The 21,393-nt window shown below is 75.1% G+C and carries 17 protein-coding genes; 8 read left to right on the top strand and 9 right to left on the bottom strand.

From position 1 onward, the window contains the following. The first annotated feature begins 31 nt into the window (after positions 1 to 31). Together FRAAL_RS24205 and FRAAL_RS24200 are read left to right on the top strand one after the other, a co-directional pair. Complete coding sequence (locus tag FRAAL_RS24205; RefSeq protein ID WP_011606638.1) at positions 32 to 610, top strand: TIGR03086 family metal-binding protein; 579 nt, start codon at positions 32 to 34, stop codon at positions 608 to 610. Between the two features lie 316 nt (positions 611 to 926). Further along, entirely contained in the window at positions 927 to 1,268 is a 342-nt protein-coding gene (locus FRAAL_RS24200; protein ID WP_011606637.1) for a hypothetical protein, read from the top strand. 152 nt (positions 1,269 to 1,420) lie between these two features. Here the strand turns inward: FRAAL_RS24200 and FRAAL_RS24195 are convergent, their stop codons facing one another. After that, the gene (locus tag FRAAL_RS24195; protein ID WP_011606636.1) at positions 1,421 to 2,695 is read right to left on the bottom strand and encodes an ABC transporter substrate-binding protein; all 1,275 of its coding nucleotides are present in this window, start codon (positions 2,693 to 2,695) and stop codon (positions 1,421 to 1,423) included. A gap of 811 nt (positions 2,696 to 3,506) precedes the next feature. Next, complete coding sequence (locus FRAAL_RS24190; RefSeq protein ID WP_011606634.1) at positions 3,507 to 4,457, bottom strand: DMT family transporter; 951 nt, start codon at positions 4,455 to 4,457, stop codon at positions 3,507 to 3,509. Between FRAAL_RS24190 and FRAAL_RS24185 the strand changes: the two genes are divergently transcribed. Together FRAAL_RS24185 and FRAAL_RS24180 are read left to right on the top strand one after the other, a co-directional pair. Then, the gene (locus FRAAL_RS24185; protein WP_011606633.1) at positions 4,456 to 5,910 is read left to right on the top strand and encodes an aminotransferase-like domain-containing protein; all 1,455 of its coding nucleotides are present in this window, start codon (positions 4,456 to 4,458) and stop codon (positions 5,908 to 5,910) included. The genes FRAAL_RS24190 and FRAAL_RS24185 overlap by 2 nt on opposite strands. Before the next feature lie 253 nt (positions 5,911 to 6,163). Beyond that, positions 6,164 to 8,719 carry an EAL domain-containing protein gene (locus FRAAL_RS24180; RefSeq protein ID WP_157892208.1) on the top strand — a complete coding sequence of 852 codons (2,556 nt, stop codon included), beginning with the start codon at positions 6,164 to 6,166 and terminating at the stop codon, positions 8,717 to 8,719. 10 nt (positions 8,720 to 8,729) lie between these two features. Here the strand turns inward: FRAAL_RS24180 and FRAAL_RS24175 are convergent, their stop codons facing one another. Further along, entirely contained in the window at positions 8,730 to 9,512 is a 783-nt protein-coding gene (locus tag FRAAL_RS24175) for an enoyl-CoA hydratase/isomerase family protein (RefSeq protein ID WP_011606631.1), read from the bottom strand. Positions 9,513 to 9,914: 402 nt separating this feature from the next. Between FRAAL_RS24175 and FRAAL_RS24170 the strand changes: the two genes are divergently transcribed. Next, positions 9,915 to 10,808 (top strand): class I SAM-dependent methyltransferase, encoded by an 894-nt coding sequence (locus tag FRAAL_RS24170; RefSeq protein WP_083866911.1) that lies wholly within the window; start codon positions 9,915 to 9,917, stop codon positions 10,806 to 10,808. Between the two features lie 56 nt (positions 10,809 to 10,864). Here FRAAL_RS24170 and FRAAL_RS24165 read toward each other — a convergent pair whose 3' ends face one another. The 3 genes from FRAAL_RS24165 to FRAAL_RS24155 form a co-directional block, all read right to left on the bottom strand. Beyond that, positions 10,865 to 12,070, bottom strand: a complete 1,206-nt coding sequence (locus tag FRAAL_RS24165) for an HAF repeat-containing protein (RefSeq protein WP_041939725.1) — start codon at positions 12,068 to 12,070, stop codon at positions 10,865 to 10,867. A 156-nt stretch (positions 12,071 to 12,226) separates the two neighbouring features. After that, positions 12,227 to 12,862 carry a hypothetical protein gene (locus FRAAL_RS24160; protein WP_083867044.1) on the bottom strand — a complete coding sequence of 212 codons (636 nt, stop codon included), beginning with the start codon at positions 12,860 to 12,862 and terminating at the stop codon, positions 12,227 to 12,229. 477 nt (positions 12,863 to 13,339) lie between these two features. Continuing rightward, positions 13,340 to 14,407: a hypothetical protein gene (locus FRAAL_RS24155; protein ID WP_157734432.1), complete on the bottom strand. Its 1,068-nt coding sequence runs from the start codon at positions 14,405 to 14,407 to the stop codon at positions 13,340 to 13,342. On the opposite strand from FRAAL_RS24155, the gene FRAAL_RS24150 reads away from it, so the two are divergent. From FRAAL_RS24150 to FRAAL_RS24140, 3 genes are all read left to right on the top strand, one after another. Beyond that, the gene (locus FRAAL_RS24150) at positions 14,397 to 15,110 is read left to right on the top strand and encodes a hypothetical protein (protein WP_231861334.1); all 714 of its coding nucleotides are present in this window, start codon (positions 14,397 to 14,399) and stop codon (positions 15,108 to 15,110) included. The genes FRAAL_RS24155 and FRAAL_RS24150 overlap by 11 nt on opposite strands. Before the next feature lie 63 nt (positions 15,111 to 15,173). Continuing rightward, entirely contained in the window at positions 15,174 to 18,008 is a 2,835-nt protein-coding gene (locus tag FRAAL_RS24145) for a WD40 repeat domain-containing serine/threonine protein kinase (protein WP_173402703.1), read from the top strand. 140 nt (positions 18,009 to 18,148) lie between these two features. Continuing rightward, positions 18,149 to 18,655, top strand: a complete 507-nt coding sequence (locus FRAAL_RS24140) for a universal stress protein (RefSeq protein ID WP_231861333.1) — start codon at positions 18,149 to 18,151, stop codon at positions 18,653 to 18,655. A gap of 73 nt (positions 18,656 to 18,728) precedes the next feature. On the opposite strand, the gene FRAAL_RS24135 is transcribed toward FRAAL_RS24140, so the two are convergent. From FRAAL_RS24135 to FRAAL_RS24125, 3 genes are all read right to left on the bottom strand, one after another. Next, complete coding sequence (locus tag FRAAL_RS24135) at positions 18,729 to 19,736, bottom strand: YihY/virulence factor BrkB family protein (protein ID WP_041940947.1); 1,008 nt, start codon at positions 19,734 to 19,736, stop codon at positions 18,729 to 18,731. 169 nt (positions 19,737 to 19,905) lie between these two features. After that, positions 19,906 to 20,652, bottom strand: a complete 747-nt coding sequence (locus tag FRAAL_RS35265; RefSeq protein WP_231861332.1) for a LapA family protein — start codon at positions 20,650 to 20,652, stop codon at positions 19,906 to 19,908. Between the two features lie 209 nt (positions 20,653 to 20,861). After that, positions 20,862 to 21,332, bottom strand: coding sequence for an Rv3103c transmembrane domain-containing protein (locus tag FRAAL_RS24125; RefSeq protein WP_050997441.1), 471 nt, complete (start codon positions 21,330 to 21,332; stop codon positions 20,862 to 20,864). Between the last annotated feature and the right edge of the window lie 61 nt (positions 21,333 to 21,393).

Genomic DNA, 21,393 nt, shown 5'->3' with positions numbered 1-21,393 from the left:
TGCGACCGACGACGACCGAAGGAGCACCTCCATGAACCCGCTGGACGACCCGCGTCCGCTGCTCGACCGCGCCCTCGACCAGGCGGGGCGGCTCGTCGCCGCCGTCGAGCCGGACCAGATCGCGCTGTCGACGCCCTGTTCCGAGTTCGACGTCGCCACCCTGGTCGGGCACCTGTTCACCGTGGTCGACCGGGTCGCCGTCGCCGGTCGGGGCGGCGACCCCCGGGAGCTGCCGCTGGTGACCACCGGGGTGCCGTTCGACGGCTGGGCGGAGCGCTACGCGAAGGCCGCCGCCGAGCTGCGCGCGGTCTGGTCCGACGACGCCCTGCTCGACCGGCCGCTGCGCCTGCCCTGGGCGGTGCTGCCCGGCCGGGTTGCCGCGGCGGCCTACACCCAGGAGCTGACGACGCACGCCTGGGATCTGGCGGTCGCGACGGGCCGCACCGGCGGCCTCGATCCCGAGCTCGCCGTCATCTCGCTGGAGATCGCCCGGCGGGCCGTGCCGGTCGAGGGCCGCGAGGAGATGCCCTTCGGCCCGGTGGTCGAGGTGCCCGCCGACGCGGACGCCTACCGTCGGCTGGCCGGTCACCTCGGTCGTACCGTCTCCTGACGCGCCATGTCGTGACGTGCCGTGTCCTGGCGCGCGGTGTCCTGACGTGCCGTGCTCTGACGAGCCGCCTGCGCGGACGGGCACCGCAGGAAAAGCCGCCTTTTCCGTCGGATTCAGAACGTGTCGATTCCGGTAGCGGGCGGAGGCTGGGTATCGAACGCCGAACAATGCGGTTCGCCCGATCACGACAACGTGGCGTGCCGACGATTGTGCGGAGGGTGGCGAGGGTATTCAGCAGGTGCGCCGGGGAGGGCCTGCCGACGGGAGATCCGAACGGTCGGGGTGTCGTGACGGCGCATCTGCCGAAGGGATGTGCATGAAAATCATCAAGCGTTGCAGACATCTGCTCCTGGCTGTCGTCCTCGCCTTCGCCGCATTCCTGACGGCCGCGCCCGCCGGCGCGGCCACGCCGTCACTGGCAAGCCCAGGTCCGGCCGCCACCACGCCCGCACCGCCGCCGCCAAAGGCGGTGGACAAGCCGCACGACGGCCCCAAGGACCACAAGGGGCAGCACCGGATCTTCCACCCCGGATACTGGGAACCCGGCTACTGGATTCCCGGTTACTGGTGGCACCACCACTACTTCCCGAAGGTCTGGCATCCCAAGGAATGGCACCCCGGCTTCTACTACTGGGGTAAGTGGCCGACCGTACGCTAGGTGGTCGCCCGACCTGCTCACCGCGGGGTGATGCCCCGGCGCGCCGGGTTCCCGCCGTCCGCCCGCTCGGGTCGGCGGCGGGAACCCGGCCGTTCGCGCGGGCGCGGTCACCCGGCCGTCACCCGGCCGGCGGGGTCACTCGGCCGGCGCGGTCAGCCGGCCCGCAGGATCCGCCCGCATCGTGGCTTGCCGGGCACCGGGACGAACTTCCTGCCGTCCTGGGTGACCTGGACGTAGTCGTAGCAGGGCGCGATGTTGGCCACGCCCCTGCTCAGGTTGATCGCCGCCGGCAGCAGCCCGTCGGCGTCGAAGCGGGTCTGGCGGCGCAGGCCGGCGAGCACGCCGGCGCGGGTCGGGCAGACGCCGGCGGTGGTGATGCCGCGCAGCAGCAGGTCCGCACTGATCCAGCCGATCAGCGCGGTGCCGTCCGGCAGCGCGGCGGCCTGGGGCGCGTAGGCGGCCATCGCGGCGAGGAACCGCCGGTGCGCCGGGGTGTTGAGCTCGAACGGCGTGTAGTCGAGGAACGCGTACGCCCCCGCGGCGGAGTCGCCGACTCGCGCGAGTTGGCTGCGGTCGTAGCTGGTCGGGTTGCCCAGGATCGCCTTGAGGCCGAGGTCGGCGTCCTGCACCGCGGCGACGATCTGGTAGAAGTTCGGCGCCGGGACGAAGGCGATGAGGCTGTCGGCGCCGGAGTCCCGGACCTCGTCGACGAACCGGTCGGCGTCGAAGGGACCGCTCGGCACCTGCAGGTTGTCCGAGACCTTCAGGCCGGCGGCGAGCACGCTGCGGCGGGCGGCGTCGGCTGTCGACCGGGTGGCGGAGGACAGTTCCAGGGAGACCGTGACCGCGCGGTGCGCGCCCCGGTTGGCGAGGAACTCGCCCCAGCCGCTGGAGGTGGGTTCCTGTACCGCCGGCCGGGAGTAGCTGAACACGTTCGAGCGGGGCGCCAGCGACGGATCGGTGATCTGCCCGTCGACGACGGGCACCCCGGTGGACTCCAGCTGCTTCGCCGATCCGGCGGCCGCCACGCTGAACTGGAGGATGCCGAGCGCCTTGTCGCGCTGCGCCAGGGCGCGCCCGCCGACGGCGTTCAGCGCGGGGACCGCCTCGTCGTCCTCGATGCGGTAGGACAGCCGGCGGCCGTAGATCCCGCCCTTGGCGTTCTGCTCGCCGAGGCGGGCGTCCACGCCCGCCCGGAACAGCGCGCTGGGGTCGCCGTCGTACGGCGAGCCGGAGTACAGCAGGCCGAGGCCGACCGTGTCGCGGTCGACGCCCGGTGTCGGCGCGCACGGGTCGGACCCGCCGTTGCGGGCCTGGCTCAGGATGTCCCCGCCGTTCCCCCCGCCTCCGCCGCACGCGGTCACGCCGACGACCATGCTGGCGACCGCGGCTATCGCCGCGACGGATGAACGCAGGCTTCTTCTCATTCCTCACCGTCTCCGTGCCTTGAACGAGCCTGGTTCCTGTTCCTGGGCTGGTGCCTGTCCCGGGCCGTCCACCACATGGGGGACGGGGCCCTTTCGGGCCCTTTCGGGCCCATTGCCGGCCCATGGGTGGTAGTCGGGTCGACGCTCGGTCGGACCGGGCTACCGGGCGAGGGGCAGCACAAGGTATCGGGCGACACACATGCCTTTGTGGTGGGTCCCGCTGCGAGCACCGGCGCTGCGGCTTTTCGATTTCCTCCGGCGCCACGGTGTCCGCGAGGATGAGCGGGACGAGGGGATGAACGGCCTCATCGGGTGACCGCGGTGAGGTGCTTCATTACCGTCCGATGACGGCCACCCCCCATCGGTGCCTTCGGTGTGGCGGATTCACCGTTGTGGGCGCCGCGGCGATGCCGATCAGGCCTGCGACGTGTGGCATCCAAGGGGGTCTCGGCCGCTCGCGGGGGGCCGAGGGAAATCCGGTTCCACGGCCTCGGATGTTTGGATTCGTTCCGCCGGATGTGAAGTACGGAGAACCCTTATGCATACCGGTGGGTGGCAGGGTGTGGCAAAGCCGCCCCCACCCTTGGTGAGTGCGCGGGCGAGCGGCGCCCGGCGCCCACCCGGTGGGCGCCGCGCACCCGTCCCAGCGGGCCACCCCCGATCCACTGCGCACCGACGGGAGCGACCCGGCGGCGTGAGTCCGAACCGGGGCAGGGCCGGCCGCGGCGCGATGTGCACGGTCTGACGCCGGTGGATCGTGCACTGCGCACCGCAACTCCGCGCTCGGCCACCCGCCCAGCGCGACCAGCCGTTACCGGTGATCTGCCGTGGTCGTGCCCGGGCCGGTGACGGAGCCGGCGTGGTTCGGGCGTACGGGAGCCCGACGGCCGAGGACGACCGAGGCGATGACGACCACCGCCGTCCCGACGCCGACCGGCGTCAGCGGCTCTCCGAGCAGCAGTGCCGCCCAGAGCAGCGTCAGCACCGGCTGGGCGAGCTGGAGCCGCCCGACCCGCGCCACCCCGCCGAGGGCGAGCCCCCGATACCAGACGACGAAGCCGAGGAACATGCTCACGACGCTGACGTAGCCCAGTCCGGCGGCCGCCCCGGCCGTCACCGCGCGCGGCGGATGCACGGCCAGGCCGATCGCGGTCAGCGGCACCGTGACCGGCAGCGCCGCCAGCAGCGCCCAGCAGATCACCGCCGCACCGTCGAAGCGCCGCGCGAGCACCCCGCCCGCGGCGTAACCGAGGCCGACGAGTGCCACCGCGGCGAGCACCAGCAGGTCGGCCAGCCGGGGCCGGCCCGCGCCCTGCACCACCGCGAAGGCCAGCACCGCGGCGAGCCCGACGCCCAGGGCCGCCCAGTAGGGCGGCCTCGGCCGCTCGCCGGCCAACACCACCGCGAACCCGGCCGTCGCCGCGGGTGCCAGGCCCACCACGACAGCGGCGTGCGCGACCGGGACGTCCGCGAGTGCCCACGAGGTCAGCAGCGGGAACCCGACGACCACGGTCGCCGCGATGACGATCGTCGCCGCCCGCCCGTCCGGGGGGCGCAGGGGCAGGCCGCGGCGGCGTAGCAGGGCCGCCGCGAGGCCGGCGGCCAGCACGGCGCGCCCGGCGCCGACGGTCAGCGCACCGAAGGCGGGCTCCGCGGCCCGGGTCGCGACCAGCGTGAGGCTGAACGCCACCACCCCCGCGGCGCCCGACACCAGCCCCCGCGCTTCCCCGCTCCCGACGAATGCGCTTTCCTTGCCTCTCATGTACGAGGATATCGGTGGAAGCGCCGACGGGCCGGCGGCCGGGCCGGGCCGTGGGGGCGGGCCGGGCGGTGGGGGCGGGCCGGCGGGGATCGTCGACGAGCTGACCGCGCTGTGCGCCCGCCTGCCCGCGGGCTCGGCGCTGCCGAGCACCCGGGAGCTCCAGCGCCGGCACCGGGCGAGCGCGCTGACGGTGCAGCGGGCCCTCGCGGCGGTCGCCGCCCGCGGGCTGCTGCTCACCACGCCCGGCCGCGGCAGCGTCGTCGCCGCGCCGCCGGCGTCGCGGTCGACCGACCTGAGCTGGCAGACCGCCGTGCTCGGCGCCCGCGACGACCTGCCGCACGACATGACCGACCTGTACTCACCCGTCCCCGACGGCGTGCTCGACCTCGCCTCGGCCTACCTGGATCCGGCGGCCCAGCCGGTGGGCCTGCTCGCGGCGGCCGCCGCCCGCGCCGCGCGCCGGCCCGGCGCCTGGGATCGCACCCCGGTCGCCGGCCTGCCCGACCTGCGCGGGCTGATCGCCGGCCTGGTCAGCCCGTCCCACACCGCGTCCGACGTGCTCGTCACCAGCGGCGGGCAGGCGGCGCTCGCGTTGGTCTTCCGCGCCCTCGGCCGGCCCGGGGAGGCCCTCGCGGTCGAGCACACCACCTATCCGGGGGCGCTGGCCGCCGCGCGGGCCGCCGGGCTTGTCCCGGTCCCGGTGCCGGCGGACGGCGCCGGGGTGCGCCCGGACGATCTCGCCGACGTCCTCGGCCGCAGCGGGGCGCGGCTGGTCTACCTCCAGCCGCGGCACGCCAACCCCACCGGGGCGGTGCTCGCCCCGGACCGCCGGCCGGCGGTGCTCGCGGCCCTGCGGGACCACCGGGCGTTCTGCGTCGAGGACGACTGGGTGGCGCCGCTGGATCTCACCGCGGTCAGCCCGCCCCCGCTGGCCGCCGCCGACCCGGACGGTCACGTCGTGCACGTGCTGTCCCTGTCGAAGAGCGTGTCCCCGGGCCTGCGGATCGCGGCGGTCACCGCCCGCGGCCCGGTGGCGGCCCGGCTGGCCCGGGCGCGGATCACCGACGACCTGTTCGTCGCCCCGGTGCTCCAGCAGACCGCGGTGGAGCTGCTCAGCACCCCGGGCTGGCGCCGGCACCTGGCCTCGTTGCGCCGGGTGCTGCTGGCCCGCCGGGCGGCGCTGCTCGCCGCGATCGCGCGCGCCCTTCCCACCCTCGGCCCGCCGCAGCCGCCCAGCGGGGGTGTGCACGTCTGGCTGCCGCTGCCGCCCGGTGCCGACGACCGGCTCGTCACCGCGGCCGCCCGGCGGGCGGGCGTCGCCGTCGGGCCCGGCAGTGCCTACACCGTGGGCGAGGTCGTCGCCCCCCACCTGCGGCTGACCTACAGCCGCACTCCGGGTGAGGGCCTCGTCGCCGCGGTCGACCGGCTCGCCGCGGTCCTGCACGACGGATGAACACCGGCCCGGGCAGCGCCGTGGCCGTTCGCCGCGGGTGCCCGGCAGGCCGTCGCCGCCGGTGTGCATCGGCCCCGGGAGCGCCGGTCTCTGCCGGGCGTCCAGGCCAGACCCCGAACCGGGGGTCACCCTGGGCAGCGGCCGGGCCGGTTCGGTCGGGTCTGGGTCGCCGGACGGGCATAGGTACGAAGGGGCCGAGGGGCGGACCGCCACGGTGACGCCGCGCTCGGCCGGGTTGGACGGTGACGTTCAGATGGGGCGTGACGGCCGGACGCGGCGTGACGGCTGGTCGGGGCGTGACGACGGGTCGGGGCGTGACGGCCGGATCCGGGACGACGCACGCGGGCCGGCGCGGGCCCGCTCGGCCGGGTTCGGGGGGCCGCCCGTCGCCCGGTGGTGGCGGTGGACGGCGATCGTCGTCGCCGTGGTCGTCGTCGCGGTGGCGCTGGCCACGCTGACGCTGCCCGCCCGGGCCGCGCTGATCGTGGTGCGGGCCGCCGGGCTCGCGTCGACGGCGTCCGGCGCGCTGGCCTGCTTCGTGACCGCGGCCCGGCGCGAGGGCGCGGAACGCTCCTGGCGCCTGCTCGTCGGCGTGATGGTGCTGGCGCTGTCGGGGACGGCGCTCGCCTCGCTGCGCGACGTCGTCCATGGTGGACAACCCGTGCCGCACATCACCCTGCCCATGCTGGTCCTGCTGGTGCCGTGGCTGTGCGGCCTGGCCGGGGTGCTGCGCTATCCGACCGAGCCGTTCGACACGCTCGCGCGCGGCACCGCCCGGCAGCGGCGCTGGTACCTGATCACGGTGCTCGACAGCGTCATCGTGACCGGCGCCGTCGCGCTGCTCGCCTGGGTGACGGTGCTGCAGAACGGCATCAAGGAGGGCGACCATCCCGTCTACGACATCCTGCCGGCCCTGGTCGTGACCGCCGCCGCGCTCGTCACCGCCGTGACGATCATCCTGATCGCCACGTTCCGCCGCCCGCGTTCCCTGCTCGGCCTGAGCCTGCTCGGCTCGGGGCTGATGGTCTTCGCGCTGGCCATCATGATCTACCTGTACGCGACGACGCGGAGCCTCGCCGACCTTCCGCGCATCCTGGACATGGGCTTCGTGATCGGTCCGCTGCTGGTGGGTCTCGCCGCGCTGCTGCCGCCGGTGCAGACGCCCCTGGTCCTGGTCCCGGCGGCGCAGTGGACCGCCGCGGAGTACCGACGGCGCTGGTGGCACGTCATGCTGCCCTACCTGCCGCTGCTCGTCGCGGCCGCCGTCGCGGTCGTGCGGGTGCTGAGGACCGATCTGGCCGGGCAGGAGGAGATCTGGGCGTTGCTGTGCCTACTCGTGCTGGCCCTCGTCCGGCAGCTGACGACGATGGCCGACAACGTGCGGCTGCTGGAGCGGTTGGAGGACAACCAGCGGGAGCTGCGCCGGCTGGCCTTCCACGATCCGCTGACGGGCCTGGCCAACCGGGCGCTGTTCGCCGACCGGCTCGACCAGGCCCTGGCCCGCTACGCCCGGGTACCCCACCCGGTCGCCGTGGTCTTCTGCGATCTTGACGACTTCAAGCAGGTCAACGACACGCTCGGGCACGCGGCCGGCGACGAGCTGCTGCGCGTCACCGCCCGCCGGCTCACCGCCGCCGTTCGGGCCACCGACACCGTGGCCCGCTTCGGCGGGGACGAGTTCGCCATCCTGCTCGAATCCGCCCGCGCCCGGCCCCACGACGGGGGCGGTACCGAGACCGAGTCCGAGTCCGAGTCCGAGTCCGACGTCGAGTCCGAGTCCGACGCCGAGGCCGGCGAGGACCCGGTGGCGATCGGGCACCGGCTCGCGGAGGCGGTGCGCCTTCCGGTCCGGCTGGCCGACACCACCTACGCCGTCGCGGCCAGTTTCGGGCTCGTGGTCGTCGGCACCGCCGACACCGCGATCACAGCCGAGACCCTGCTGCATCGCGCGGACCTGGCGATGTACTCGGCCAAGTCCGGCAAGACCGGACTGCTCACCGTCTACGACGCCGGCCTCGGCGCGCCGGACACGGTCCCCGCCCTGCGGGCCGCCCTCGCCGCGGCCGCCCGCGACGACCCGAGCGGCGGCCGGCTCGACGTCTGCCTGCGGCCCGTCGTCGACCTGGCGACCGACGAGGTGCCCGCCTACCAGGCCCGGCTCGAATGGCATCATCCCCGGCTGGGCGTGTTCCGTCCGCAACGGCTGGCCGCCCTGGGCGACTCGGCCGGTGTCGGGCCGGCCCTCGACCGGTTCCTGCTGCGCCACGCCCTGGCGTGGATCGCCGGCCGGACGCAGCCCGGAGCGCGACCGGCGGCGGTGCACGTGCCGCTGCTCGCCGAGCGGGTCGCCCGCGAGGGACTACCCGCGGAGATCTCCTCGGCCCTGGCCGACGCGGGGCTGCCGGCCGGTGCGCTCGTCCTCGACATCCGCGGGACGGGCCGGGACCGCGACCTCGACGCCACCGCCGCGGTCCTCACCCGGCTGCACCGCGCGGGCGTGCGGATCTCCCTGGCCGAGGTCGGCTCGGCGGACACCACGGTGGACAGCCTGCGGCTGCTGCCCGTCGACCTGATCACCCTGCATCCCGCCTACACGGCGCTGTGGGTCGACCGCTCGACCCAGTACCGGCTGCGCATCCTCACCGACGCGTTCCTCGCCACCGTGATCGACCTGGGCATCGAGGTGATCGCCGACGGTGTCGACAGCAGGTCCACGGCACGCCGCCTGCTCGAACGCGGCTGCCACCTCGCCACCGGCGACATCGTCGACAACCGTGCCCCGCCGCCCGCGACCGCCGGTCGCCCGTGAACAGCGGGGTTCAGCGGCCGGTGAAGTGAGGGGCGCGGCGCTCGGCGGTGGCCCGCACGCCCTCGGCGAAGTCGGTGGTGGCCCGCAGGATGGCCTGCTCGGACGCCTCCCGCTCGGTGGCGGCCTGGATCGCGGGCACGAGGTCCGCCCACATCGTCTGCCGGATGCTGCGCACCGCCAGGGGCGCGGCCGCGGCGATCTCGGCGGCGAACGCGAGCGCCGCGTCGCGCAGCCCCTCCGCCGGGGCGAGCCGGTCGGCCAGGCCGATCTCGAACGCCTCCTGCCCGGCGACCCGGCGGCCGGTGTAGAGCAGGTCCAGCGCCTTCTGCCGGCCGACGACCGCCGGCAGCGTCACCGACAGGCCGAAGCCCTGGTGCAGGCCGAGCCGGGAGAAGTTCGCCACGAACCGGGTCTCCGGGCTCGCCACCCGGAAGTCCGCGGACAGGGCGAGCCCCACCCCGCCGCCGATCGCGCTGCCCTGTACCGCGGCCACCACCGGGATCGGGGCGGCGAACAGCCGCGCCGCCGCCCGGTAGAGGGCCGGCGCGCCCTCCTCGGCCGTGACCGCCGCCGCCGTGCTGGCGCCGGCGAAGTCGGCGCCCGCGCAGAAGTGCCTGCCCTGCGCGGCGAGGACGATCGCGCGGACCTCGGACCCGGCCGCGAGCTTGTCGTAGGTGTCGGCGAGCTCCTCGACGAGGTGCACGTCGAAGTAGTTGTGCGGCGGCCGGCGGATCTCGACGACCGCGACGTGGTCGGGCCGGGTCTGGACGGCGACGTCGCCGGACTCGCTCATGCTGATCCTCCGCTGTTTGGTCGGTGCCGGCGTTTGCCGAGGGTCGGGCGCCCCGTCCGACATCCTGGCCGATCCGCCGGCCTGGGGCGCGCCGTGCCCGCCGGCCGAAACCGGGTGACCGGCGCCCTCGTCGTCCGGACGGGCCTTATACCGCATCCGCCGCATTGCCGGGGCGTGACCGCTTCAATTCCCCGGCTATGCGTATCGCTGGCGTGTCACCGGCCGATCACGGAGAATATTTCCTGTCGGCTTCCGGGGATATTCAGCGGCCTTGGGGGCGGGTGTGGAGTGCCCTTCATGGGTGCTCCGCTCTGTTAAGTGGCGATCCACCTGGGGTTTCTTTTGTGGTGCGGTGGATCGGCCCGGTGTAATCCGTGAACCCGTGCCGGGGAAAGGAAGATCATGACTGTTGACGATCTCGATGCACACGCGCTGGTCGGGCGGCCAGTGAGTTCCGCGAACGCGGCGGCCGCCGCCGCAGGGGCACCGGGAGAGCCCGCCCCGGACGGCCGGACCTGGGCCCGTGGGGACTACTCGGTGATCGCCCGCCTGCTCGTCGGCCTCGGCGGCGACCTCGTCCGGGCCGCGGGGGTCACCCCCGTCAACCGGGTGCTCGACGTCGCCGCCGGCAGCGGCAACGCGGCCATCGCGGCCGCGGAGCTGGGCGCGGACGTGACCGCCTCCGACCTCACTCCCAAGCTCATCGAGCGGGGCCGGCAGGCCGCGGCCGACCGCGGCATCAGCATGGAATGGCTGGAGGCGGACGCGGAGCTGCTGCCCTTCGCCGACGAGGACTTCGACGTGGTGCTGTCCTGTATCGGCGCCATGTTCGCGCCCGACCAGGCGGCGACGGCCCGGGAGCTGGTGCGGGTGTGCCGCCCGGGCGGCACGGTGGCGATGGCGAACTGGACCGCCGGTGGGGCGATGGGACGGCTGTTCGCGCTGTTGGAGCGGTACGTCCCCACCCGGGCGCAGGGTGCGCCGGCGCCGACGGACTGGGGCGACCCGGACCACGTGCGTGCCCTGTTCGGTGACCGGGTCGGCCGGCTGGAAACGCACCGGCGTACGGCCCGCCTGGACTTCGCCGGTTCGCCGGCGGAATGGTGCACGCTCTACCGGGCGTGTTTCGCTCCGGTGGTCGAGACATACGAACGTCTCGGCCCGGATCCGAAACTCCTCGCTGCACTCGACGACGACCTGCTGCGATTCGCCGCCGGCGAGTATCTCGGCCCGCTCGGCGGTCCGGGCCGGTACGAGTTCGAATATCTTCTGGTGTTGGCCGAGCCGGCTGCCTGACGGCGCTTTCCCGGCCTCCCCGGCCGGCCCTCGCGGCCGGTCGGGTCGGCGGGGGATCAGCGGCCGGGGGCCGGCCAGAACACCGCCTGCGGGAGCGGCGAGGTCGCCGAATGGGACGTGCCGAGGATGATCCCGGTAGGGGTGACGGCCCCCGCGTTCGCGTAGTTGCCGCCAAGGGTGGGGAGTTCGGTGAGCCGGCCGGCCCGCCAGCGGAACGCGCGTGTGGTGCCGTCGGCGGCCGTCACCGTGCCGCTGACGACTCCCTGGTCGTTCAGGTCCGTCGCCTCCACGGAGCCGTCGGGCGCCCACAGCCGGGTGCGCTGTCCGGCCTGCCAGAGGAAGGCGCTGTTCGTCGGCCCGTACGAGCTGACGAGCACCTGGCCGGCATTGTTGATCGCCACCGCGCGCGAGGTGGTCTCGCCGGGCAGGGGGCCGAGGTCGATCGCGCGGCCCCGGTCCCACAGCGCGGCGTGGTGGTGGCCGTCCGCGGTCTCGCTCTGGCCGACGATCTGCCCGCGATCGTTGATGGCGACGGCCTCGCTCGTCGGCCCGCCGAGGGTGCCGAGGTCGTGGCTGGTTCCCCCGAACCAGACGGCGGCGTGTGACTGGCCGGCGGCGGTCTGGCCGGAACCGACGATGTTGCCCGCGGCGTTCACGTCGGACGCCTGGCTCGACGGGCCGCCGAGGGTGCCGAGGTCCTGCGGCCGAAGGCCCTGCCACAGCACGGCATGCCGCGTGCCGCTGTTGGTGCTGCTGGTGCCGACGACGGCCCCGGTGGGGCTGACGGCCGCCGCGCTGCTGGAGCGCCCGCCGGCGGTGTCGGTGCCGCCGAGGTGCTCCAGGCGCTGGTAGTTGCCGTTGAACCAGCGGAACACCTGGCGTTCGTAGTGGGTCACCACGTCGCCGACGACGACGCCGGCCTCGTTGACGGCCACCGGATCGTTGCTGCCCGGGAGGAAGTGCACGGTCCCGTCGCGCCAGATGCCGCCGATGGCGCTGTACGGGGAGTCGTCCCAGCTTCCGACGAGCAGTCCCGCGGCGTTCCCGGCCTTCAGTCGGCCCGGGCTGTAGGCGTTGGGGCCGGGGACGAGCACCGGCGGACGCCCGAACGGGGGACGCGGCGGCGGCGCCGCGGCGGGTGCGTCGCCGGTGGCGGCGCCTGCCGTCGCCGCCGCGGCGGGTGGGACCGCGCCGAGCGCGAGGGGAGCGGCGGCGCCGGCCAGCGCGGCCAGGCGGATGAAGGTCCTGCGGTCGTTCGGCACGTGAGTCGCCTTTCCTGTCCGCCCGACGGAGGACCTGGCGTTCTCCACCGTGCAACTACTCTATGAAGTTGAATGGTGGCGCTGCGTCGTTATGGCGTCAACAAGCGACACGCCCCGGCTGGATGGCGGGGTGCGCGGCGGACGGGCGGTGCGGGACTACGCGGGCCGGGCGGGGGTCAACCGGGGCAGCAGGGCGCCGATCGCGAAACAGACGGCCGCGGCGATGACGGTCAGGGACACGTCGACGGCGGTGGTGGGCGACAACAGGCGGGTCGCGGAGAGGGCGAAGACGCCGAACAGCCCGACCGCGCAGCCGGCCGGCAGAAACCGCAGCCCCCGCTGCCACCACTCGGCCGGCGCGGCGTGCCGGCCGAGGGGGAGCAGCGCCACCGCCCACAGCAGCCCCATCAGGACCAGCAGGCCGAGCCCGAACAGGCCGTAGATGGACAGCAGCGAGCCGTGCACACTCGCGGTTCCGGTCGCCTTCGCCACGGTGTGCAGATCGGTGTCGCGCAGCGCCACCTCGATCGGCATCAGCCCGGTGGCCCGCCCGTCCAGGTCCCGGATGTCGAGATCGACCGTCCAGTTCGCCGAGCCGCGGGCCGGCACGGTCGTGCGGACGCGGGTGTCGTAGTCGAAGAAGGTCAGGCCGAGCACGGTGCCGCTCAGCCGCACCGAGTCGACGTCCACGTCCGACCGGCTCAGGTTCTGCACGCCGACCACCACTCGGGCTACCGCGCCGGCATCGAGGACGAGATCGCCCCGGCCGAGCGGCTGGCCGTCGACGGTCACGGCCAGCTCCACGCCACCCCCCGGCGCCGCACGGGCAGCGGGTGGCGGGGACAACATGAGCCAACCGAGGCACGCCGCCAGGCAAACAGTGATGAGAATTCTTTCCCGCGCCGGCCGCGCGGCCGGCCCTGCGATTGTCACTACTTCCCCCCGCGACCGGGATGTGCGGCCGGTCTGCTGTTATTCTAACGAGCGTCGTATGGTGGGACTTCCGCCAATCGTGCATCACGTGTTTTCGCGGGTCATGGGGATGGGCCGGCCTCAACGTGTTGCCGGTCGCACCCGGGGGGGCGCACTGGTGTCTGGCCATCGATCGGTCGACCGACTCGGGCGGCGGTCTCGGCGTGGGGTCGTGCCGACCGTCTTTCTTGGCGTCCTGCTCCTGTGTGCGGGAGCGGGGGCGGCCGGCGGCCTGCTCGGGCCACCCCGGCTGGTGAGTGTGAACGACGCGGCGGCGACGGCTACCGATGCCCCGCCTCATTCCGTCGGCACGCAGGATTCCGCCGTCTCATCGGATTCCGCCGATTCGTCGGGTTCTGGCTCTGTGTCGGGTTCTGGCTCGGTGGCTGATTCCGGCGCTGCGTCGGGGACCGGCTCTGCATCGGGGGCCGGTGCCGTGTCGGGTTCCGGAGTGTCCGGGGGCCTCGCGGCCGGCGCGGATTCGACCGGTGGCGCCCCCGCCGGCAGCTCAGCCGCAGGTGACCCGGGTGCGGGCGCCGGGTCCACCACGGGCGGCGCGGCCACCGGCGGCGGGTCCGGGGCTTCCTCCACCGGCGGGTCCGGGGGTACTTCCACCGGCATCGGCTCACCGGGTCGCCAGTCCGGGTCGGGTGGCACTCCGCCGGGTTCCGGTGGCTCGCCGGCGGGGCCTGCGACCACGGATCCCGCGCCGCAGCCGCCGCCCAGGCCGACGACTCCGACGACTCCGGCGCAGCCGTCCGGGGGCGAGAACACCGCGTCGCCGAGTGGCCCGGGGCCCTCGGCTTCAGCCGGCCCCACCGGCCCGACGAGCACTCCCTCCGCCTGCCCGAGCGGGACGACCCTCGCCGTCGGCGGGGACTGCACGCCCACGCCCACGGTCTGCCCGGCGCTGGCCGGTGCCGGTACCTGCCCGACGTCTGCACCGGTGTGCCCGACCGCCGCGACCGCCGGCCCGGACGGGACCTGTAGACCCATCTCCACGGCCTGCTCCTCGCCGTCCCGCGGCGCCCCCGCCCCCTCCCCCGCCGGTGTCTGCCACGCGCCGCCGCCGCCCTGTGGACTGACGACCGCGCCCGAGGGCCCGATCATCGTCGACGCAGAGCCGTCCGCCGACTCGTGCTCGACCACCTGCCCGACCGGATCGTCACCGGCGCCGGGCTGCGACCAGCGGCCGCCCTGCGCAAGCGCGACCCCGGCCCGCCCCCGCGGCCCGGCGGCGGCCGCCGCCACGCCCTGCCCGGGGCCGACCGCCACCCGGACCGACCACGCTGCGCCGACGCCGACCAGCGGTTCGCCGTCGCCGCATGCCTCGGTCACCTGCCCGGACGGGTCGGTGCGCGACACCGCCGACCAGTGCCCGCTGCCGCAGCGGTTCTGCGCCGGTTCGCCGGTCGGCGTGCCGGTGGGCGAGGCGTGCCCGGCGCCGACGCCGTCACCGCCCGTCCCCGTCGTCTGCTGGGACGGCTCGGTGCGGGCGGCGACGCTGGACTGCCCGGCCGGGCGACGGCTGTGCCCGGGGGGCGTCGCGGTGCCGCTCGACGAGCTGTGCGCCGTCCCGGCGCCGCCGCGCTGCGCCAAGGGCACGGTCCGCGTGCTCGGCGCGTGCACCCCGGTGCTTCCCGCCGGCGCACCGGAACCGCCGGTCGGCACCCCGGTGGCGCGGGAGGCGCATCCCGGAGAGCTGTTGTTCGACCGGACCGTCGTCACCGCGGGGGACACCCTGTTCGCCCGCGGCGCCGGGTGCCGGCCCGGGGCGCCGGCGGTGCTCACGGCCGGTGGCGAACTCGTCGGGCGGGCCGTCGCCGACCAGGCCGGTACCTTCGAGACTGTCGTCCAGTTCGCCAGCTTCCGGCCGGGGTACCGCCCGGTGAAGGCGGACTGCGGCAAGGACCTCGACGCCGGGATCGACATGGTGCTCGTCTCCGCGGACACCAGCGCGACGGCGACGTCGGTCCTGCTGCCGCTGTTCCTCGCGCTGTCCTTCCTGGCCGTGCACTACCAGCTCGCGGCCCGGGGGCGGCGCCGGGCCAGGGCGCAGCGCCGCTAGCCGTTAGCCACCGGCCGAGCCTTGGCCGGCTTCCTCGACGACCAGGGCGGGAGTGACGCACCGATGTCCCACCCATCCGGTCACGGCGCCACCGCCGACGGCGCGCACGACCGCCGTCCCGGGCCTGGGCCCGCAGAACCGACCCAGGTCGGCCCCTACCGCCTGCTGCGCCGGCTCGGGGCGGGCGGCATGGGCACGGTCTACCTGGGGGAGACCCCCACCGGCGGGCAGGTGGCCGTCAAACTGATCCGCCCGGACCTCGCCCGCCTCGCCGAGTTCCGGGCGCGGTTGAAGCAGGAGGCCGACAACGCCCGCCGGGTCGCCCGGTTCTGCACCGCCGCGGTCCTCGACGTCGACATCACCGCCGAGCAGCCCTACCTGATCACCGAGTTCGTCGACGGTCCGACGCTCGCCGAGGCGGTGGTGGGGCGCGGCCCACTGAACACGGCGGAGCTGCACCAGCTCGCCGTGAGCATGACGACCGCCCTCATGGCCATCCACCGGGCCGGCATCGTGCACCGCGATCTCAAACCGTCCAACATTCTGCTGTCCCGGCTCGGCCCCAAGGTCATCGACTTCGGCATCGCCCGCGCCCTGGACACCGCCACCAGGCTCGATCTCGACCATGGCGGGGACCGCCAGCTCGGCACGCCGGCCTTCATGGCGCCCGAGCAGGCCAAGGGCGAGCAGGTCACCTCGGCGGCGGACGTCTTCGCCTGGGGCGGTGTCCTCATCTACGCCGGGACCGGCCGGTACCCGTTCGGCGGCGGCCCGACGCCCGGGCTGCTGTTTCGCACCGTGAACGAGCCGCCCACGCTCGACGGGTTCGAGGACAGCCTGCGCCCCCTCGTCGAGGATGCGATGCGCAAGGTCGCCGCGGACCGGCCGCGCGCCGAGGAGCTCTACGCCCGGCTGCTCGACCTGCGGGCCGACGCGCCGGTCCCGGTGCCACAGCCGCCGCTGTCGCTGTCCGAGGTGACCGCGCTCATCCGGCCGCTGAACACCACGCCGCGGGGCACCCAGCCGCCCCCCACCCCGGCCGCCGCGGACCCCCTCACCCCCGTCACCCCCATCACCGATCATCAGCCTGTCGGGCCGCCGCCCGAGTTCCCGCCGACGCCTGCACGCGCCGACCTCTCCGGCTCCCTGCCGTCCGCGGACCGGGGCGATCGCAGTGGCCGTTCCGGCCCGCCGGCCGCGACCGGCGGGTCCGGGCCGGTCAGGTCGGCCGGGTCGGCCGGACCGGTCGGGGAGGCGTCCCCGTCGGGCCAGCACTCCGTCTGGCAGCCGGCGGAGCGGTGGCAGACGAGCCTGCCGGAGGTCACCGACGGGCTGGTCACGATCTGGACCGAGGCCGAGCCCCGCGGCGGCGCGGGCGCGCGTCCGTCGGGCCACGCCGTCGGCCAGGCGTCGGGCGGCGTCGCCCGCACCCCCGAACGCGAAGCCGGAATCGCGGCGAGGTCCGGACCCGGGGACGGGTCTGGGCCGAGGGAGAGGCTCGGGACGAAGGTCGAGGCCGGCGTTGGCGACGACGTCGGCTGGGCCGCCGGCGCGCCGTCCGCGTCGGGCGCCGAGACCGCGGCGCCGGCGTCGGCGCGCGGGCGGCGTCGCTCGGGGCGGCCGTGGCTGATCGTGGCGGCGGTCGCGGTCATCGCCATCGCCGCGGGCCTGGTCGTGGTGCTCGTCGGCCGCGGTGGGAACGGGTCGGCCGCGTCGAACGTGCCCGACTCGGTCGCCACCCGCGCGATCACGCTTCAGGACGACGACAACGGGCTCGCCCGCCGCCTGGCCCTCGCGGCCTACACCGCGGCGCCGAGCTCGCCGGCCACCCGCAGCGCGATGATCGCCCTGTACGGCACCGACGTACCCCCCACCACCGTCGACACCGGGCCCGGCGCCGTGCTGTCGGCGGCGGCCAGCCCGGACGGAAGCCGGGTCGCCACCGGCGGGACGGACGGCGTCATCACCCTGTGGGAGGTCGCCGAGCGCACCCGGCTCGTCCGGCTCGGCTCGGTGACGAGCACCGGCTGGATCGGCGCGCTGGCCTTCAACGGCGGCGGCGACCTGCTCGCCTCCGGCGGCACCGACGGCGCGGTGCGGCTGTGGAACGTACACGACCCGGCCCACATCACCCGCTGGTCCGTCGCCAGGCTGCACACCGACGCCGTGCGCACCGTCGCCTTCAGCCCGGACAGCAACACCCTCGCCTCCGCCGGGGCCGACGGCGTCCTCGCGCTGTGGGACGTCACCGACCCTGCCAACCCGACCCAGCGCTCCCGCGCCGACACGTCCACCGGCGGGGTGTACTCCGTCGCGTTCGCACCCGCCGGCCGGACACTGGCACTGGCCGGGGAGGACGGCACGGTGCGGCTGTGGGACATCCGCGACGCGGCCCACCCCACACCGGCCGCGGTCCTGCGCGGACACACCCGCGCCGTGCGTGCCGTGACCTTCGGCGGTGACGGTGGCCTGCTCGTCTCCGGCGGCGTCGACGCCACCGTCCGACTGTGGGACGTGCGCGAACCCGGGCGTCCCGTCCCGCAGGCGGTCGTCGCCGGCCAGCTCGGCGGGGTCTCGAGCGTGGCCCGTGGCGCCGCCCCCGCGCTCGTGGCGTCCGGCGGCGACGACGAGACGGTGCGCCTGTTCGACGTCAGCGACCCCGCCGCGCCGGTCACGCTGACCCAGTGGCACGGTCACACTCGCCCGATCAGCACGGTCACGTTCGTCGCCGGCACCGGCGTCGTGCTGTCCGCCGGGTACGACGGCACGCTGCGGCTGTGGGAGGCCGACCCGGGCCGCCTCGCCCGCACCGCCTGCGCCGACCCGGCGAACCGGATCACACCGGAGGAGTGGACCGACGCGTTCGCGTCGCTGCCCTACCACCAGCCCTGTGCCTGAGGCAGGCCCTGTGCCTGAGGCAACCCTGCGCCTGAGGCACCGGCAGGTGGGGTGGTCCTGCACCTGATGCCGACCACCGGCCTGCGCGCTGCCGGCGCCCGCCGGTGTCCAGACGCGGTCGGGTGCGAAAGACTGCGGGTGTGAGTGCTGAGGTGGGGCCATCGGTGATGCTGGTCGAGGACTTCGGGCCGGCGTGGCAGCCGGGGCGGTTCGAACTCGGCACGGACGGCCCGCGGGCGATCCTCGCCGGGGTGGACGGCTCCCGCACGGCGATGCGGGCGGCGGCGTTCGCGGCGGGTCTCGCCCGGCGGCAGGCGTCCCGGCTCGTCGTCGTGTACGTGGCGTCGCCGTCGGTCTGGGCGGCGCTGTCGCCGGCCCCGGCCGGGGAGGCGGTCCAGCAGGTCATCGACTCGATCGCCGCCGAGGTGCGGTCGTCGATCCAGGAACGCTCCGAGGAGCTCGGCGTGCCGATCCGCTTCCTCGTGCGCGCCGGCGACCCCTTCGACGGGATCAAGCGCAGCGCCGCCGAGGTGCAGGCCGACATGGTCGTCGTCGGCGCGTCCGAAAGCGCCGGGCACCGGCTCATCGGCTCCCTGGCGAGCCGCCTGGTCCGCAGCGGCCTGTGGCCGGTGACCGTCGTCCCTTAGCCCGCCGTCGTCTCGTAGCCCGCCGTCGTCCCTTAGCCCGTCGTCGTCTCGTAGCCGGTCGTTCCGTGCCCTGTCAGTTCCGGGCGACTCGTCGGCGCGGGCGCGGCCAGGCGCGGGTGTCGCGCGGCTCCACGTACGGCTCGACGCCCTCGTCGAGGCCCGCGGCGATCGCCCGCGCCCGGGCGATCTCGGCGTCGAACTCCAGGCCGAGCAGGATCGCCAGGTTCGACAGCCACAGCCACACCAGGAACACGATGACGCCGGCGAGCGTCCCGTAGGTCTTGTTGTACGAGCCGAACGTGGCCACGTAGAAGGCGAACGCGCCCGACGCGACCAGCCAGATCACGACGGCCAGCACGCTGCCCGGCGTCAGCCAGCGAAAGCCGTGCGGGCGCACGTTGGGCGTGCTCCAGTACAACAGCGCGATCACGGCGGTGACGATCAGCACGAGGACCGGCCACTTCGCGAACGACCAGGCGGTGATCGCCTCGTGGCCCAGGCCGATCGCGGTGCCCGCCTGTTCGGCGAGAGCACCGCTGAACACGACGATCACCGAGCTGACCGCGAGCAGCACCACCAGGGTGATCGTGATGAGCAGGCGCAGCGGGGCGATCTTCCAGACGGGCCGGCCCTCCGGCATGTCGTAGACGGCGTTCGCGGCGCGGATGAACGCGGCGATGTACCCCGAGGCGGACCACAGTGCGCCGGCCAGGCCGATGATCGCGACGACCCCGCCGGACCCGGCGCTGTCGCGCAGCCCGTTGACGGCGTTGTGCAGGATGTCGCGCGCGGCGCCGGGAGTGAGCTGCTCGATGTTGTCGAGCAGGCGGTCCGTCGTCGACCTGCCCAGCAGCCCGACCAGCGACACCAGCACGAGCAGCGCGGGGAAGATGGCGAGCACCGCGTAGTAGGTCAGCGCGGCCGCCCGGTCGGGGAGGTCGTCGTCCATGAACTCCCGGACCGTGCGGCGCAGCACCCCGAACCAGGAGCGTCGGGGCAGCTCGGTGACCTGCCCCGGCCCGTCGGCCGCCCGCACGGCCGCCACCGCCTGATCCCGCAGTATCGCCTGGTCCGGCACCATCAGCGTCTGGTCCGGCACCGCCGCCGGCGGCTCGCGTCCGGGGCCGGCATCCGAGGCGGTCCCGGCGGACGAACCGCCGACCTCGCGACCGGCACCGGCGTCCGGGGCCGCCGCGGCACGCTGGCCGGTCGCCCGACCATCCCTCCGGCGCCCTCTCATCGCGGGGCGGTCACCGCGCCGAGCGGTGGAGCAGCTTCCTGGCCGGCCTGCCGGCCGGCGGATCCGTGGGGACCGGTCGATCGGCCGTGCCGGCCACGCTGTTCGACCCCGCCACACTGTTCGACCCCGCCACGCCGTTCGAGCCAGTCGGGACGGGGGAGCCAGGCGGCACGGGGGAGCCAGCCGGGGCGGTGGAGCCGGGCACGCTGGTCGAGCGAGCCGGGACGGCCGCGGTGCCGCGCCGGGCCACCTTGCGGAGCTGGATCATGCGGCCGACGCCGGGGATCGCGACGAGCAGCGCGCCGGCGACCGCCGAGAACAGCATCGCGACGGCGAGCGGGATCGACCCGTGCGCCCCCAGGAACGACAGCTTCACATCGTCCTGGTTCTGCAGGATGAAGATCAGCAGAAGGATGAGGACGAGCGCGAACAGCACCAGCGTCGTCCAGACGCGGCTGGTGCGGGTCACCGGGATGTGCGGGCGCTCGGCGCGCCTGCCCCGCCCCGGACCTCGCCGCCATCCCGCACCCGGCGCGGCCGTCGGCGCGGGCGATGATCCTGGCGCGGTCCGCGGCGAGGTCGACGATCCGGGCGCGCCGGTCGGCGGCGGGTACTGCCCGGGCGCCGTGCCGGCGGGTGCGCCGGGCGGGGGCGTCTGGCCGTACGGGGCGGCGGCGGGCGGTGACGGGTACGCGGCGGTGGGCGGCGGCGCGCCGGTCGGCATCTGGGTGGCGGGAATCGGTTCGGTCGTCGACACCGGTGATCCCGTGGGACCGGTCCCGGCTCGCGGGGCACCGCCCTCGGGCGATGCGGGGGTGGGCGGTGTGGTCATGGTCGGTCTGTACCCAACCGACCGGTCCATATCCCCACTTTCGGGTGGCCATACGTGGTGATTCCGTGGTCTGACGACATGCGGTGGTCTGACGACGTGCGGCGGTCCGACGTCGCGCGGCTACGTCGGTCGGGCTACGGCTGGGGGATGGTTCCCGACGAGCCGAGGCCGGGCGTGGCGGCGGGTGCCGGCGCGGTCGCGCCCGGCGTCGCCGCGGTGCCGTCCGATCGCAGGCCGGAGCCGGTGTCGGCGGTCGCGGTCGGGGAGAGGGGAGTCGACGCAGCGGTGGGGCTCGCCGTGGCCGCCGGATCTTCGGTGGCGGTGGGCGCCGGGGTCGGCGTGGGCGTCACGGTGCCGGTCGGCGTCGGGGTGGTGCGACGCGGCCTGGTCGTACTCGTCGCGGCGCCGTCGTCCGATCCGTCGGTCACGGTCGACTGCGTGGTCTGCGCCAGGCGGCGGTTCTGGACGACGCGCTCGGGGGTCGGGCGAACCAGCAGGTACAGCGCCACGGTCAGCAGGAAGAACACCACCAGGCCGATGGTGGAGCGGCGCATGTGGATCGACTGCAGGAACTGGACCGGCCGCAACGAGGACAGCCAGGTCATGCTCGGCACCGCCTGGTCGGATCGGGGTGGGCCACGCACCCGGCGCGGGTCGTGCGGCCGG

It is taken from the genome of Frankia alni ACN14a (assembly GCF_000058485.1).
Taxonomy (GTDB): Bacteria; Actinomycetota; Actinomycetes; order Frankiales; family Frankiaceae; genus Frankia; species Frankia alni.
Note: the sequence above shows the minus strand (reverse complement) of the source record. Positions and strands in the feature narration are given on the sequence as shown.

Excerpts from the sequence above, each read along its gene's own strand:
- FRAAL_RS24205 (WP_011606638.1), top strand. The coding sequence starts at position 32 with ATGAACCCGCTGGACGACCCGCGTCCGCTGCTCGACCGCGCCCTCGAC.
- FRAAL_RS24200 (WP_011606637.1), top strand. The coding sequence starts at position 927 with ATGAAAATCATCAAGCGTTGCAGACATCTGCTCCTGGCTGTCGTCCTC.
- FRAAL_RS24195 (WP_011606636.1), bottom strand. The coding sequence starts at position 2,695 with ATGAGAAGAAGCCTGCGTTCATCCGTCGCGGCGATAGCCGCGGTCGCC.
- FRAAL_RS24185 (WP_011606633.1), top strand. The coding sequence starts at position 4,456 with ATGTACGAGGATATCGGTGGAAGCGCCGACGGGCCGGCGGCCGGGCCG.
- FRAAL_RS24190 (WP_011606634.1), bottom strand. The coding sequence starts at position 4,457 with ATGAGAGGCAAGGAAAGCGCATTCGTCGGGAGCGGGGAAGCGCGGGGG.
- FRAAL_RS24180 (WP_157892208.1), top strand. The coding sequence starts at position 6,164 with ATGGGGCGTGACGGCCGGACGCGGCGTGACGGCTGGTCGGGGCGTGAC.
- FRAAL_RS24175 (WP_011606631.1), bottom strand. The coding sequence starts at position 9,512 with ATGAGCGAGTCCGGCGACGTCGCCGTCCAGACCCGGCCCGACCACGTC.
- FRAAL_RS24170 (WP_083866911.1), top strand. The coding sequence starts at position 9,915 with ATGACTGTTGACGATCTCGATGCACACGCGCTGGTCGGGCGGCCAGTG.
- FRAAL_RS24145 (WP_173402703.1), top strand. The coding sequence starts at position 15,174 with ATGTCCCACCCATCCGGTCACGGCGCCACCGCCGACGGCGCGCACGAC.
- FRAAL_RS24135 (WP_041940947.1), bottom strand. The coding sequence starts at position 19,736 with ATGGTGCCGGACCAGGCGATACTGCGGGATCAGGCGGTGGCGGCCGTG.
- FRAAL_RS24125 (WP_050997441.1), bottom strand. The coding sequence starts at position 21,332 with ATGACCTGGCTGTCCTCGTTGCGGCCGGTCCAGTTCCTGCAGTCGATC.